General features: G+C 34.9%; 13 protein-coding genes, 1 pseudogene and 1 other annotated feature. All 14 genes and pseudogenes read left to right on the top strand.

Going from position 1 to position 15031, the window contains the following annotated elements:
* Nucleotides 1–153 (top strand): annotated as a pseudogene (locus tag QP548_RS16475) (elongation factor Tu); the annotation flags it as partial.
* Between the two features lie 182 nt (nt 154–335).
* Complete coding sequence (rpmG, locus tag QP548_RS16470) at nt 336–485, top strand: 50S ribosomal protein L33 (RefSeq protein ID WP_003482374.1); 150 nt, start codon at nt 336–338, stop codon at nt 483–485.
* A gap of 54 nt (nt 486–539) precedes the next feature.
* Nucleotides 540–764 carry a preprotein translocase subunit SecE gene (gene secE, locus QP548_RS16465; RefSeq protein ID WP_060795040.1) on the top strand — a complete coding sequence of 75 codons (225 nt, stop codon included), beginning with the start codon at nt 540–542 and terminating at the stop codon, nt 762–764.
* Nucleotides 765–802: 38 nt separating this feature from the next.
* The gene (gene nusG / locus QP548_RS16460; protein ID WP_003452167.1) at nt 803–1324 is read left to right on the top strand and encodes a transcription termination/antitermination protein NusG; all 522 of its coding nucleotides are present in this window, start codon (nt 803–805) and stop codon (nt 1322–1324) included.
* A 74-nt stretch (nt 1325–1398) separates the two neighbouring features.
* Nucleotides 1399–1824 (top strand): 50S ribosomal protein L11, encoded by a 426-nt coding sequence (gene rplK / locus QP548_RS16455; protein ID WP_003452181.1) that lies wholly within the window; start codon nt 1399–1401, stop codon nt 1822–1824.
* A gap of 57 nt (nt 1825–1881) precedes the next feature.
* Nucleotides 1882–2571 carry a 50S ribosomal protein L1 gene (gene rplA, locus QP548_RS16450; protein WP_003452172.1) on the top strand — a complete coding sequence of 230 codons (690 nt, stop codon included), beginning with the start codon at nt 1882–1884 and terminating at the stop codon, nt 2569–2571.
* A gap of 55 nt (nt 2572–2626) precedes the next feature.
* Nucleotides 2627–2753 (top strand) — a sequence feature (ribosomal protein L10 leader region).
* 34 nt (nt 2754–2787) lie between these two features.
* Entirely contained in the window at nt 2788–3288 is a 501-nt protein-coding gene (gene rplJ, locus QP548_RS16445; protein WP_003452177.1) for a 50S ribosomal protein L10, read from the top strand.
* A 54-nt stretch (nt 3289–3342) separates the two neighbouring features.
* Nucleotides 3343–3708 (top strand): 50S ribosomal protein L7/L12, encoded by a 366-nt coding sequence (rplL, locus tag QP548_RS16440; RefSeq protein WP_003452170.1) that lies wholly within the window; start codon nt 3343–3345, stop codon nt 3706–3708.
* A 304-nt stretch (nt 3709–4012) separates the two neighbouring features.
* The gene (gene rpoB, locus QP548_RS16435; protein ID WP_003460611.1) at nt 4013–7717 is read left to right on the top strand and encodes a DNA-directed RNA polymerase subunit beta; all 3705 of its coding nucleotides are present in this window, start codon (nt 4013–4015) and stop codon (nt 7715–7717) included.
* A gap of 79 nt (nt 7718–7796) precedes the next feature.
* Entirely contained in the window at nt 7797–11333 is a 3537-nt protein-coding gene (gene rpoC, locus QP548_RS16430) for a DNA-directed RNA polymerase subunit beta' (RefSeq protein WP_003460614.1), read from the top strand.
* Nucleotides 11334–11445: 112 nt separating this feature from the next.
* Nucleotides 11446–11685 carry a ribosomal L7Ae/L30e/S12e/Gadd45 family protein gene (locus tag QP548_RS16425; RefSeq protein ID WP_003452175.1) on the top strand — a complete coding sequence of 80 codons (240 nt, stop codon included), beginning with the start codon at nt 11446–11448 and terminating at the stop codon, nt 11683–11685.
* Nucleotides 11686–11742: 57 nt separating this feature from the next.
* On the top strand, nt 11743–12123 hold the full coding sequence (gene rpsL / locus QP548_RS16420) for a 30S ribosomal protein S12 (protein WP_003452165.1): 381 nt from the start codon (nt 11743–11745) through the stop codon (nt 12121–12123).
* 159 nt (nt 12124–12282) lie between these two features.
* Nucleotides 12283–12753 carry a 30S ribosomal protein S7 gene (gene rpsG / locus QP548_RS16415; RefSeq protein ID WP_003452182.1) on the top strand — a complete coding sequence of 157 codons (471 nt, stop codon included), beginning with the start codon at nt 12283–12285 and terminating at the stop codon, nt 12751–12753.
* Between the two features lie 80 nt (nt 12754–12833).
* The gene (gene fusA, locus QP548_RS16410; protein ID WP_003452179.1) at nt 12834–14900 is read left to right on the top strand and encodes an elongation factor G; all 2067 of its coding nucleotides are present in this window, start codon (nt 12834–12836) and stop codon (nt 14898–14900) included.
* The last annotated feature ends 131 nt before the right edge of the window (nt 14901–15031 follow it).

The raw sequence follows: 15031 nt of genomic DNA, 5'->3' as shown, positions 1-15031 counted from the left end.
CCAGAAGGAATGGAAATGGTTATGCCTGGAGACCACATCGACATGGAAGTTGAATTAATCACAGAAATCGCTATGGATGAAGGATTAAGATTCGCTATCAGAGAAGGTGGAAGAACTGTAGGTTCAGGAGTTGTTACTTCAATAATCGAGTAGTTTTAAGCAAAATAACATATAGTTTATCATAATAAGGACTGGGTTAAATAACCTAGTCCTTTACATAGCCAACGTTTGTTGACACTTGTGTATATTTATGATAATGTATTTTAGTAATTAACTAGCAGTGTATTGGTAGATAGAACTACTTTTAATATACAACAAAACTGGAGGTGCTGAACGTGAGAGTAAAAGTAACTTTAGCATGTACTGAGTGCAAGCAAAGAAACTACAACACTATGAAAAACAAGAAAAACGATCCTAATAGAATAGAGATGAAAAAATACTGCAAATTCTGTAAGACTCATACTCTTCACAGAGAAACTAAGTAGTGTTTTGGATAGAAAAATTCTAATACATTATTATGGTGTTAAGGATGTGAATTTATGGCTGCAAAGCAAAATGTAAATGAACAAAGCAGAGGCTTTGGTATAACAAAGTTCTTTAGAGGGGTTAAGGCTGAAATCAAAAGAATAACTTGGCCACCAAAAGAAGAAGCTAAAAAGGCCATTGTTGCAGTAATTGTATTTACTGTAATATCTATTGCTTTAATAGGAGTAATGGATTTTGTATTTAAGAACCTCTTTGAGTTAGTGTTTGGACTTAAATAATATAAAGGAGGTTTGGTGATTTTATTCACCGGTATGATATGAGTGATAGAGCTAGATGGTACGTAGTACACACATATTCAGGATACGAAAATAAAGTTAAAGCAAATCTTGAGAAGACTATAGAGAACAGAAACTTAGAATCTTTAATCTTAGACATTCAAGTTCCTATGGAAGAGAGTGCAGAAGAAAAAGATGGTAAGATAAAAGTTACTTTAAAGAAAAAATTCCCAGGATATGTTATAGTAAACATGGTTATGACAGATGAATCTTGGTATGTCGTAAGAAATACAAGAGGAGTAACTGGATTTGTAGGTCCAGGGTCAAAACCTGTACCACTTACCGATGAAGAGGTAGAATCTATGGGAGTAATGAAAACTGCTATGGATATCGACTTGGAGGTAGGAGAAACTATAAACATTATTTCAGGAGCTTTAAGTGGTTTTGCTGCTATAATCCAAGAAATAAATGTTGAAAAAGGCAAAATAAAAGCCTTAGTAGATATGTTCGGTAGAGAAACTCTAGCTGAACTAGATTTTAATCAAGTAGAAAAATTAGATTAAAAATCAGACTAACGTCTCGATCAAGTGGGAGGGCGGAAGTCCGATAATTACCACAGTATAGGAGGAATAAACTCATGGCTAAGAAAGTAACAGGAATGATAAAACTTCAACTTCCTGCAGGAAAAGCAACACCAGCACCACCAGTAGGACCAGCTTTAGGTCAACACGGTGTAAACATAATGGGATTCTGTAAAGAATTCAACGCAAAGACTGCTGATAAAGCTGGCTTAATAATACCAGTTGTAATAACTGTATATCAAGACAGATCATTCAGCTTCATATTAAAAACTCCACCAGCTGCAGTTCTTATAAAGAAAGAATTAGGCTTAGAAAGTGGATCAGGTGTTCCAAACAGAACTAAAGTTGGAAACATCACTAAAGAGCAAATAAGAAAAATTGCTGAATTAAAAATGCCAGACTTAAATGCTGCAACAATCGAAACTGCAATGAGCATGATCGAAGGTACTGCTAGAAGTATGGGTGTAGTAGTAGTAGAATAATTTATTCAAATCGGTGGGAGGTAAAAACCGCTAATACCACAAAGGAGGATTATATTAATGGGAAAGAAATATATTGAAAGTTCAAAATTAATAGATAAAAATGCATTATATACTCCAGCAGAAGCTTTAGAGCTTGCTGTTAAAACTGCAAAAGCTAAATTCGATGAAACTATCGAATTACACGTAAGATTAGGTGTAGACCCAAGACATGCTGACCAACAAGTTAGAGGAGCTGTTGTTCTTCCACACGGAACTGGTAAAGATGTTAAAGTTTTAGTTTTCGCTAAAGGTGAGAAAGCTAAAGAAGCTGAAGCTGCAGGAGCAGATTTCGTTGGAGCTGACGAATTAGTACAAAAAATTCAAGGTGAAAACTGGTTTGATTATGATGTAGTTGTTGCTACTCCAGATATGATGGGTGTAGTTGGTAGATTAGGTAGAGTATTAGGACCAAAAGGTTTAATGCCAAACCCAAAATCAGGAACAGTTACATTTGACGTAGCTAACGCTATAAAAGAAATCAAAGCAGGTAAAGTTGAATATAGAGTAGATAAGACTGCTATAGTTCACTGCCCAATAGGAAAGAAATCTTTCGGAACTGAGAAATTAGTTGAAAACTTCAAAGCTTTAATGGATGCTTTAGTAAAAGCTAAACCAGCTGCTGCTAAAGGACAATACTTAAAATCAGTTTCAGTTTCAGCTACTATGGGACCTGGAGCTAAAGTTAACCCAGCTAAAGTTTTAGATTAATTTTAATAAAGTGCTTGACATAAGTTTAAGTGCATGTTAAAATAATTTTTGTTGAAAAAGTGAATGAAAGTTTCCGTAGACAGTAGGTGCTGCAAGGCATAACGTAGAACAACCTACCGAGGGCAATTATAGTGTATATAATAGTCTTCCTATGTCTACGGGAAGACTTTTCTTATTATATAAAGCAGTTAACTAAACTGTGAGGAGGTGGACACAGTGAACAAAAACAGACAATTAAAAGAAGCTAAAGTTGCAGAGATAAAAGAGAAATTAGAAAAAGCTCAATCAGTTGTACTTGCTAGCTACCAAGGTTTAACAGTAGAACAAGATACAAACTTAAGAAAGAGCTTAAGAGAAGCAGGTGTTGAGTACAAAGTTTACAAAAACACACTAGTTACTCTAGCTGCAAAAGAATTAGGTTTTGATGGAATAGTTGAATACTTAGAAGGTCCAGTTTCAATAGCTTTCGGTTACGAAGATGCTACTGCTCCAGCTAGAATCCTTAACGATTTCGCTAAGGAAAACAAAAAGCTTGAGTTAAAAGCTGCTATAGTAGAAGGAACAGTTTACAACAAAGAGCAAACTGAACAACTTGCTGCTATACCTTCAAGAGAAGTGTTACTTGCAAAACTTCTTGGAAGTATCAAGTCACCACTATCAAACTTTGCATACTTATTAAGTGCAATAGCAGACAAAAAAGAAGAATCTGCTGAATAATTAATAAAAATAAAAATTTAAAAAACAGGAAAGAAAATTTCGGAGGTGCGAATCATGACAAAAGAGCAAATCATAGAAGCTATAAAAGAAATGAGTGTTTTAGAATTAAACGAGTTAGTTAAAGCTTGTGAAGAAGAATTCGGAGTAAGCGCTGCTGCTCCAGTTGCTGTTGTAGGCGGAGCTGCTGCAGGTGCTGCTGCAGAAGAAAAATCAGAGTTTGACGTAGTATTAACTAATGCTGGTGCAAACAAAATAAAAGTAATCAAAGCAGTTAGAGAATTAACTGGTTTAGGATTAAAAGAAGCTAAAGAAATAGTTGATGGAGCTCCTAAAACATTAAAAGAAGCTGTAGCTAAAGAAGAAGCTGAAGACATGAAAGCTAAATTAGCTGAAGTTGGAGCTGAAGTAGAGCTTAAGTAATTAAAGCTTAATTTTAAAATATTAAAAGAGGTACTTAGTAGTGCCTCTTTTTTTTAACTCAAGAGATTGGGCGTAAAAAATAATTTAAAGTAAATTTTTTTAGAATATTGACAACGGGTATTGCCTATGATACCATAAGTAAATGTACTATTGTGTAATAGTATAAAGTTGAATATGAATTTTATGTATACTACATTGAAAATTGGGTATACTAAAAAGATGATATTGTATGTAATCCGAAAGCATAGGTCCTTAGGGAAAGTATGCTTTTGGCTATTTTAGTTTATACAAGGGGTGAAAGTTGATGGTACATCCTGTCCAAGTTGGAAAAAGAACGAGAATGAGCTTTGCAAAAGTCAAAGACGTGGCTGAAATGCCAAACCTAATTGAAATTCAATTAGATTCTTACAAATGGTTTTTAGATGCAGGACTTTATGAAGTTTTTGATGATATTAATCCTATCTCAAACTTTACTGGAAATCTTGTGCTTGAGTTTGTAGGGTACACTCTAGATATGGATAACATAAAATATTCAGTTGAAGAGTGTAAAGAAAGAGACACTACTTATGCTGCACCGCTAAAAGTAGCTGTAAGACTTCAAAACAAAGAAACTGGAGAAATAAAAGAACAAGAGGTATTTATGGGAGATTTCCCATTAATGACAGAGCAAGGAACTTTTATAATCAATGGTGCCGAAAGAGTTATTGTTTCTCAGTTAGTAAGATCACCAGGTGTTTACTACAATTATAATGTAGATAAAACTGGTAAAAAACTGTTCTCTGCAACAGTAATACCTAACAGAGGTGCATGGTTAGAGTATGAAACAGATTCAAATGATGTTATCTATGTAAGAATAGATAAAACAAGAAAACTTCCTATAAGTATACTAGGAAGAGCTATGGGCTTTGGAAGCGATCAAGAACTTCTTGAGTATTTCGGTGAAGAAGAAAGATTCAAAGCTACAATAGAAAAAGATAATACTAAGACTAAAGAAGAAGCATTATTAGAAATCTATAAGAGATTAAGACCAGGTGAACCACCTACAGTTGATAGTGCAATTAGTTTAATAGATTCTTTATTCTTCGATGCTAAGAGATACGACTTATCAAGAGTTGGTAGATACAAGTTTAACAAAAAACTTGCAATTGGTTTAAGAATAGCTAACCAAATAGCAGCAGAAGATATAGTAGATAAATTAACTGGTGAAGTTTTAGTTGCAAAAGGTGAAAAAATATCAAGAGCTAATGCTGAAGAAATTCAAAATAGAGGAATAAATTCAGTTGATGTTTTAGTTGAAGACAGAGTAATTAGAATTATTGGTAACCACTTTGTAGATATACATAAGTGTGTGGACTTCGATATATCAGATTTAAATATCAGAGAATTAGTTCACTACCCAACATTAAGAGAAATCTTAGATAACTATTCTGATGAAGAAACTATAAAAGAAGAAATCAAAAAGAATATGACAAGACTTATTCCTAAGCACATCATCAAAGATGATATATTCGCTACAATAAGTTATCAAATTGGCTTAGCTTATAATATTGGATATGTTGATGATATAGACCACTTAGGAAACAGAAGATTAAGAAGTGTTGGTGAGCTTTTACAAAATCAATTTAGAATTGGTTTATCAAGAATGGAAAGAGTAGTTAAAGAGAGAATGACTATTCAAGACCAAGAAGCTATAACACCACAACAATTAATCAATATAAGACCAGTAGCAGCAGCTATAAAAGAGTTCTTTGGAAGTTCACAGTTATCACAGTTCATGGATCAAACGAACCCATTATCTGAGTTAACTCATAAGAGAAGATTATCAGCTCTTGGACCAGGAGGTCTTTCAAGAGAAAGAGCTGGTTTCGAAGTTAGAGACGTTCACCACTCTCATTATGGTAGAATGTGTCCTATCGAGACTCCAGAGGGACCAAACATAGGTCTTATAAACTCATTAGCTACATATGCTAAAGTTAATGAGTATGGCTTTATTGAAACTCCTTATAGAGTTGTAGATAAAGCAGAAGGTAGAGTAACTGGTGAAATAAGATACTTTACTGCAGATGAGGAAGACCAATACCTAGTAGCTCAGGCTAATGAACCATTAGACGAAAATGGATGCTTTATTGATAAGAAAGTAACTGTTAGAGATAAAGGTGAGGTATTAGTAGTTCCAAGTAAGGATGTTGACTTAATGGACGTTTCTCCAAGACAGCTAGTATCTGTTGCAACAGCAATGATACCTTTCTTAGAGAACGACGACGCATCAAGAGCCCTAATGGGATCAAACATGCAACGTCAAGCAGTTCCTTTATTAAAACCATATGCTCCAATAGTTGGTACTGGAATAGAATACAAAGCAGCTGTAGATTCAGGGGTTCTTCCTAAAGCTAAAAATGCTGGTGAAGTAGTTTATGTAAGTGCTAACGAAGTAAGAGTTAAGAGAGAATTAGATGGTGGTGTTGATACTTATAGACTTCTTAAATTCAAGAGAAGTAACCAAGGTACTTGTATAAACCAAAGACCAATAGTGGCTAAGGGTGACTGGGTACTTAAAGGTGAAGTATTAGCAGATGGACCTTCAACTGATTTAGGAGAAATAGCTTTAGGTAAAAACATAAGAATGGGATTCATTACTTGGGAAGGATATAACTACGAGGATGCTATGCTTATCTCAGAAGAGTTAGTTAGAGAAGACGTATTTACATCAATCCATATAGAAGAATATGAATGCGAAGCTAGAGACACTAAATTAGGACCAGAAGAAATAACTAGAGATATTCCAAACGTAAGTGAGGATGCTTTAAAAGATATAGATGAAAGAGGTATAATCAGAATCGGTGCTGAGGTAAGATCAGGAGATATTCTTGTTGGTAAAGTAACACCAAAAGGAGAAACTGAACTTACTGCTGAGGAAAGATTATTAAGAGCTATCTTCGGTGAAAAAGCTAGAGAAGTTAGAGATACTTCTTTAAGAGTTCCACACGGGGAAGCTGGTATAATAGTAGATGTAAAAGTATTTACAAGAGAAAATGGTGATGATTTATCACCAGGAGTTAATGAACTTGTAAGATGTTACATTGCTCAAAAGAGAAAAATATCTGTTGGAGATAAGATGGCTGGTCGTCACGGTAACAAAGGGGTTATCTCAAGAGTATTACCAGAAGAAGATATGCCATTCTTACCAGATGGTAGACCACTTCAAATATGCTTAAACCCACTAGGGGTTCCATCTCGTATGAACATCGGTCAGGTATTAGAGGTTCACTTAGGATGGGCTGCAAGTGCATTAGGATGGCATATTGCTACACCAGTATTTGATGGTGCTACAGAAACTGATATAGAAGATTGCTTAGAAAAAGCAGGATACAATAGAAACGGAAAAACAGTTTTAAGAGATGGTAGAACTGGTGAAGAGTTTGATAACGAAGTAACAGTTGGTATAATGTACATCTTAAAACTTGCTCACTTAGTTGATGATAAGATCCATGCTAGATCAACAGGACCTTACTCATTAGTAACTCAACAGCCACTTGGTGGTAAGGCACAATTCGGAGGACAAAGATTCGGAGAGATGGAGGTTTGGGCATTAGAAGCATACGGTGCTGCTCATACTCTTCAAGAAATACTTACTGTTAAGTCAGATGATGTTGTAGGTAGAGTTAAAACTTACGAAGCTATTGTTAAAGGTGAAAACATTCCTGAACCAGGAGTGCCAGAATCATTTAAGGTTCTTATTAAAGAACTTCAAGCTTTATGCTTAGACGTTAAAGTTTTAAATGATAATAACCAAGAAGTTAAATTCAAAGAATTAGCTGAAGATGATGATGAAATCGAAGTATTAGAAGTTAACATGGAAGGTACTGAAGATTCAACAACAGAAGAAGCTAAAGAGGAAAAAGGGGAAGCATACATCCCAGCAGAAGAAATTGATGAAGAAATAGACTATGAAAACATAGACTTATTAGACTTCACAAGTGATTTAGACATAGAAGATGATTTTAACTAGGATATAAAGTGTTCCCTTGCTCATGAGAGTAAGGGGATACTTAAAAATTCACATTAAACTATGAAGGGAGGACACACCCTTGTTCGAATTAAATAATTTTGATGCTTTACAAATCGGGTTAGCATCTCCAGAACAAATTAGAGAGTGGTCTAGAGGAGAAGTAAAGAAACCTGAAACTATTAACTATAGAACGTTAAAACCTGAGAGAGACGGATTATTCTGTGAAAGAATATTCGGACCTATAAAAGACTGGGAATGTCACTGTGGAAAATACAAAAGAGTTAGATATAAAGGTATTGTATGTGACAGATGTGGTGTTGAAGTAACTAAATCTAAAGTTAGAAGAGAGAGAATGGCTCACATTGAATTAGCTGCGCCAGTATCTCATATATGGTATTTTAAAGGAATACCTTCAAGAATGGGATTAATCCTTGATATGTCACCAAGAGCTTTAGAAAAAGTTCTATATTTTGCATCATATATAGTTATAGATCCAAAAGAAACTTCATTATTAAAGAAACAACTTCTTAATGAGAAAGAATATAGAGAAGCGTGTGACAAATATGGTGAAGAGAGCTTTGTAGCTGGAATGGGTGCAGAAGCTATAAAAACTTTATTATCAGAAATAGACTTAGAAAGAACTGCTGCTGAGCTTAAAGAAGAATTAAAGCAAAGCACAGGTCAAAAGAAAGTTAGAATAATAAGAAGATTAGAAGTTGTAGAATCATTCAAATCATCAGGAAATAAACCTGAATGGATGGTAGTAGATGTAATACCAGTTATACCACCTGATTTAAGACCTATGGTTCAATTAGATGGAGGTAGATTTGCTACTTCAGATTTAAATGATTTATACAGAAGAGTTATAAATAGAAATAACAGACTTAAGAAGTTATTAGATCTTGGAGCTCCTGACATAATAGTTAGAAACGAAAAGAGAATGCTTCAAGAGGCTGTAGATGCTTTAATAGATAACGGTAGAAGAGGAAGACCTGTAACTGGTCCTGGAAACAGACCTCTTAAATCATTATCAGATATGCTTAAAGGTAAGCAAGGAAGATTCAGACAAAACCTTCTTGGTAAGAGGGTTGACTATTCAGGAAGATCAGTTATCGTTGTTGGTCCTGAATTAAAAATGTATCAATGTGGTCTTCCAAAAGAAATGGCTTTAGAATTATTCAAGCCTTTCGTTATGAAGAAATTAGTTGAAGACGGAGTTGCTCATAACATAAAGAGTGCTAAGAGAATGGTTGAAAGAGTAATGCCACAAGTATGGGATGTACTTGAAGAAGTTATAGCAGACCATCCAGTATTACTAAACAGAGCACCTACTCTACATAGACTAGGTATTCAAGCATTCCAACCAGTATTAGTTGAAGGTAGAGCTATAAAACTTCATCCACTTGTATGTACAGCATACAACGCTGACTTCGATGGAGACCAAATGGCTGTTCACGTACCTTTATCAGTTGAAGCTCAAGCAGAAGCTAGATTCTTAATGCTTGCAGCAGGTAATATAATGAAACCTTCTGATGGTAGACCAGTTTGTGTACCTACTCAGGATATGGTTCTTGGTTCATATTACTTAACAATGGATAAAGACGGAGCTAAAGGTGAAGGAAAATACTTCGCATCATTTGATGAAGTAATAATGGCTTACCAATTAAAAGAAGTTGATATTCATGCTAAGATTAACGTTAAAGTTACTAAAGAAATAGACGGAGAGCTTAAGTCAGGAATAATCAAAACAACTCCAGGATTTATAATATTCAATGAATGTATACCTCAAGACTTAGGTTTTGTAAATAGAGAAAATCCTGAAGAAATGTTCAATTTAGAAATAGATTTCTTAATAACTAAAAAGTCATTAGGAAAAATAATAGATAAATGTTACTTAAAGCATGGTCCAACTAAGACTTCAATAATGCTTGATAACATAAAAGCAACAGGATATCATTATTCATCAATTGGAGCTGTTACAGTTGCTGCTTCAGACATGATAGTTCCTCAAAAGAAATATGAGCTATTAAAAGAAGCTGATGAAACTGTAGATAAGATCGAAAAAATGTATAGAAGAGGTCTTATATCTGAAGATGAAAGATATGAAAGAGTTATAGAAAAATGGACTGAGACTACTGAGGAAGTTGCGGATACATTAATGAATAGCTTGGATAAATTTAACCCAATATTCATGATGGCAGACTCAGGAGCCAGAGGATCTAAGTCACAGATCAAACAGTTAGCTGGTATGAGAGGACTTATGGCGAGTCCATCAGGTAAAATCATCGAGTTACCAATCAGAGCATCATTTAGAGAAGGTCTTGACGTATTAGAGTACTTCATATCTACTCACGGAGCTAGAAAAGGTAACGCCGATACAGCACTTAAGACTGCTGACTCAGGTTACTTAACAAGAAGACTTGTTGACGTAAGCCAAGATGTTATAGTAAGAGAACACGACTGTGGAACTCAAAATGGTATTTACGTTGAAGAGATAAAAGAAGGTTCAGAAGTAGTTGAACAATTAGCTGAAAGATTAACAGGAAGATATACTGCAGAAGATGTTTTCCACCCAGAAACTGGAGAGCTTTTAGCTGCAAAAGATACTTATATGGATCCAATTTTAGCTGAAAAAATAGCTGACACTGGAATTCAAAAAGTAAAAATAAGATCAGTATTTACATGTGATTCTAAGGTTGGAGTATGTACTAAGTGTTATGGTATGAACATGGCAACATCATATAAAATAAATATTGGTGAAGCTGTTGGTATCGTAGCTGCTCAGTCAATCGGAGAACCAGGAACACAGCTTACAATGAGAACATTCCATACAGGTGGAGTTGCTGGAGCAGATATAACTCAAGGTCTTCCAAGGGTTGAAGAGTTATTCGAAGCAAGAAAACCAAAAGGATTAGCGATTGTAAGTGAAGTTGCAGGTACTGTAAGAATAGAAGAAACTAAGAAAAAGAGAACAGTTTATGTTGTTACTGATTCAGGAGAAGAATATAGCTATGATATACCATTTGGATCAAGATTAAAAGTTAAAGATGGTATAGCTATTGGAGCTGGAGATGAAATAACAGAAGGTTCAGTTAACCCACATGATATCATGAGCATTAAGGGTGTTGATGGTGCAAGAGAATACTTACTTTCAGAAGTTCAAAAAGTTTACAGACTTCAAGGGGTTGATATCAACGATAAGCACTTAGAAGTTGTAGTTAGACAAATGACTAGAAAGATAAAAGTAACAGAGCAAGGTGATACTAATTTATTACCAGGTGTAATGATTGATATGTTCGATTTCAGAGCTGAAAATGAAAGAGTTGAAAGCTTTGGAGGAGAAAAAGCTCAAGGAGATATAGTTCTTCTTGGTATTACTAAAGCAGCTCTTGCTACAGATAGTTTCTTATCAGCAGCATCATTCCAAGAAACAACAAGAGTTCTTACTGATGCAGCAATCAAAGGAAAAATTGATCCTCTTGTTGGATTAAAAGAAAATGTTATAATTGGTAAGTTAATTCCAGCAGGTACAGGTATGATGAAGTATAGATCATTAAAATTAAATACTGAAAACAGTAATCAAGAGACTGAAACAATAATTGAGATTGAAGAATAAGATTAATTTTGTTGACAGTAGTATTCTTAGATGATAAAATACAGTTTGTGTGATTAGCAAAGTACTAAGGGATTAACTTGTCTACATGATTATTTACAATGGAGGTAATCTTATGGTAGACAGACTTTTAGGAAAAAAAGTTATTGGCATAAAACAGTCCACAAAAGCTATGAAAAACGGTGAAGGAAAAATTTTGTATGTTGCAAAAAATGCTAACGATAAAATGGTTACTCCATTGGTAGAATTAGCAGAAAAATGTGGAATTGAAATAAAACATGTTAAAAACATGAAAATTCTAGGGGAGATGTGTGGCATAGATGTAAAATCAGCTGTAGCATTAATCTTAGATTAGAGTGTTAACATCTAAAATTTATATAGATAGTTAAATAATTTATCAGGAGGTGAAAGTATGCCAACTATAAGCCAATTAGTAAGAAAAGGCAGAAAAACAGTAGCATCAAAATCAACTGCACCAGCTCTTAAAGAGTGTCCACAAAAAAGAGGAGTTTGTACTGTAGTTAAAACAACTACTCCTAAGAAACCTAACTCAGCGTTAAGAAAAATCGCCAGAGTAAGATTAACTAATGGATACGAAGTAACAGCTTACATTCCTGGTGTAGGCCACAACTTACAAGAGCATAGTGTTGTTCTTATAAGAGGTGGAAGAGTTAAAGACCTTCCTGGTGTTAGATACCACATAGTAAGAGGAGCTTTAGACTCAGCTGGAGTAGCTAACAGAATGCAAGGAAGATCAAAGTACGGTGCTAAGAAACCAAAGCAAAAGAAATAATTGTTGCTTAAACTTAGTTTAAGTGCTATGTCTTCAAGTTTAGATAAATAACTGTTCGAAGTTTAAATATAGATTATGAAGCAAGCACTTTACGACAATCGATTAAGTTGTGTCGAGTACCGATGAACTTAAACAAAAATTGTTAAGGAGGGAAGAAAAGTGCCAAGAAAAGGACATATTGCAAAAAGAGATGTATTACCAGATCCAGTGTACAATTCAAAAGTTGTTACTAAGTTAATAAATAACGTAATGGAAGATGGTAAAAAAGGAGTAGCACAAAAAATATGCTACGATGCTTTCCAAATAATCAATGAGAAAACTGGCAGAGATGCTATGGAAGTTTTTGAGGAAGCAATGAACAACATAATGCCTTTATTAGAGGTTAAAGCTAGAAGAATAGGTGGTGCTAACTACCAAGTTCCAATAGAAGTAAGACCTGAAAGAAGACAGACTTTAGGATTAAGATGGCTTCTTGCAGCTTCAAGAAAAAGAGGCGAGAAGTACATGAGAGAAAGATTAGCTGGAGAATTAATGGATGCAGCTAACAATACTGGAGCAGCTGTTAAGAAGAGAGAAGATACTCACAAAATGGCTGAAGCTAATAAAGCATTTGCTCATTACAGATATTAATAAAATGAAACTGTTTTGGCTAAAAGCCAAAACAGTTTTGTTGAATTTAAAAACACTATACGTTGAGAGGAGGAGTCACAATGGCTAGACAATATCCGTTAGAAAAATTCCGTAACTTCGGAATAATGGCACATATAGATGCTGGTAAAACAACTACTACTGAGCGTATTCTTTTCTATACAGGAAGAAACCACAAAATAGGGGAAACTCATGATGGAGCTTCAACTATGGACTGGATGGCTCAAGAGCAAGAAAGAGGTATAACAATAACTTCTGCTGCTACAACTTGTTTCTGGAAAGGTTATGAATTAAACATAATCGATACTCCAGGACACGTAGACTTCACAGTTGAGGTTGAAAGATCATTAAGAGTTCTTGATGGAGCTGTTACTGTTCTTGATGCTAAGAGTGGAGTTGAACCACAAACTGAAACTGTTTGGAGACAGGCAGACAAGTACGGCGTTCCAAGAATGATATACGTAAACAAAATGGATGCTACAGGAGCAGACTACTACAACTGTATAAACACAGTTAGAGAAAGATTACAAGCTAATGCTGTTGCAATCCAAATTCCAATAGGTCAAGAAGATCAATTCCAAGGAATGGTTGATTTATTAACTAACCAAGCAATAATCTTCAAAGATGACTTAGGAAAAGACATAGAAGTAGGTGAAGTTCCAGCTGATTTAGCTGATAAAGCAGAAGAGTATAGAGCTGCTATGATCGAAGCTATAGCTGAAACTGATGAAGAGTTAATGATGAAATACTTAGAAGGTGAAGAATTAACTCTTGAAGAATTAAAAGTTGCTTTAAGAAAAGCTACTATAAACAATGAAATAATCCCAGTTATCTGTGGATCATCATACAAAAACAAAGGTGTTCAACAAATGATCGATGGTGTTGTTGATTACTTACCATCACCATTAGATATACCTGCTGTTAAAGGTACTAACTTAGACGGTGAAGAAGAAGTTAGAGAAGCTTCAGATGACGCTCCAATGTCAGCTTTAGCATTCAAAATAGCTACTGACCCATTCGTTGGAAGATTAGCATTCACAAGAGTTTACTCAGGAGTTTTAGAGAGCGGTTCATACGTATTAAACTCAACTAAGGGTAAAAAAGAAAGAATCGGAAGACTTGTTAAGATGCACGCTAACTCAAGAGAGGAAGTTGAATCATTAGAAGCAGCTGAATTAGGAGCTGTAATAGGTCTTAAGAACACAACTACTGGAGATACTTTATGTACAGAAGCAGCTCCAATAATACTTGAAAAGATGGAATTCCCAGAGCCAGTTATATCTATAGCTATCGAGCCAAAGACAAAAGCTGGTCAAGAAAAAATGGGTATAGCTTTATCAAAGCTTGCTGAAGAGGATCCAACTTTCAAAACTTGGACTGATCAAGAAACAGGTCAAACTATCATAGCTGGTATGGGTGAGCTTCACTTAGATATAATCGTTGATAGATTACAAAGAGAATTCAAAGTTGAGTGTAACGTAGGTGCTCCTCAAGTTGCTTACAAAGAAACTATCAAAAAGGCTGTTGAAGCAGAAGCTAAATTTGCTAGACAATCTGGTGGTAGAGGACAATACGGTCACTGTAAGATAGAAATGATACCAACTGAAGGCGAATATGAATTCGAAAATGCTATCGTTGGAGGAGCTATTCCAAGAGAATACATTCCAGCAGTAGATAACGGAATCAGAGAAGCTGCAGAAAGTGGTATAATAGCTGGATACCCAGTTATAAACTTCAAAATAAGATTATTCGACGGATCATACCATGATGTCGATTCATCTGAAATGGCATTCAAAATAGCTGGATCTATGGCATTCAAAAACGCTATGGCTAAAGCTGATGCTGTATTACTTGAGCCTATAATGAAAGTTGAAATCACTGTACCAGAAGAGTACATGGGAGACGTTATAGGAGACGTTAACTCAAGAAGAGGTAGAATGGAAGGAATGGACTCAAGAAATGGTGCACAAATCATAAGAGCATTCATCCCACTATCAGAAATGTTTGGATACGCAACTGCATTAAGATCAAGAACTCAAGGTAGAGGAACTTATGCAATGGAATTCGATCACTATGATGACGTTCCTAAGAGCATCCAAGAAGAAGTTGCAGGTAAAAAAAATAAATAATTAAAGAAGCTTTTAAAGCTTCTTTAATATATAAATGTATATAATATTTTTAAATTAAAGGAGGAATTTGCAATGTCAAAAGCAAAATTTGAAAGAAGCAAACCACACGTTAACATTGGAACAATCGGTCA

It is taken from the genome of Clostridium sp. UMB9555A (assembly GCF_030222355.1).
Lineage (GTDB): Bacteria > Bacillota > Clostridia > Clostridiales > Clostridiaceae > Sarcina > Sarcina perfringens.
The sequence above is the reverse complement of the archived record's forward strand: the minus strand, read 5'-3'. Positions and strand labels throughout refer to the sequence as shown.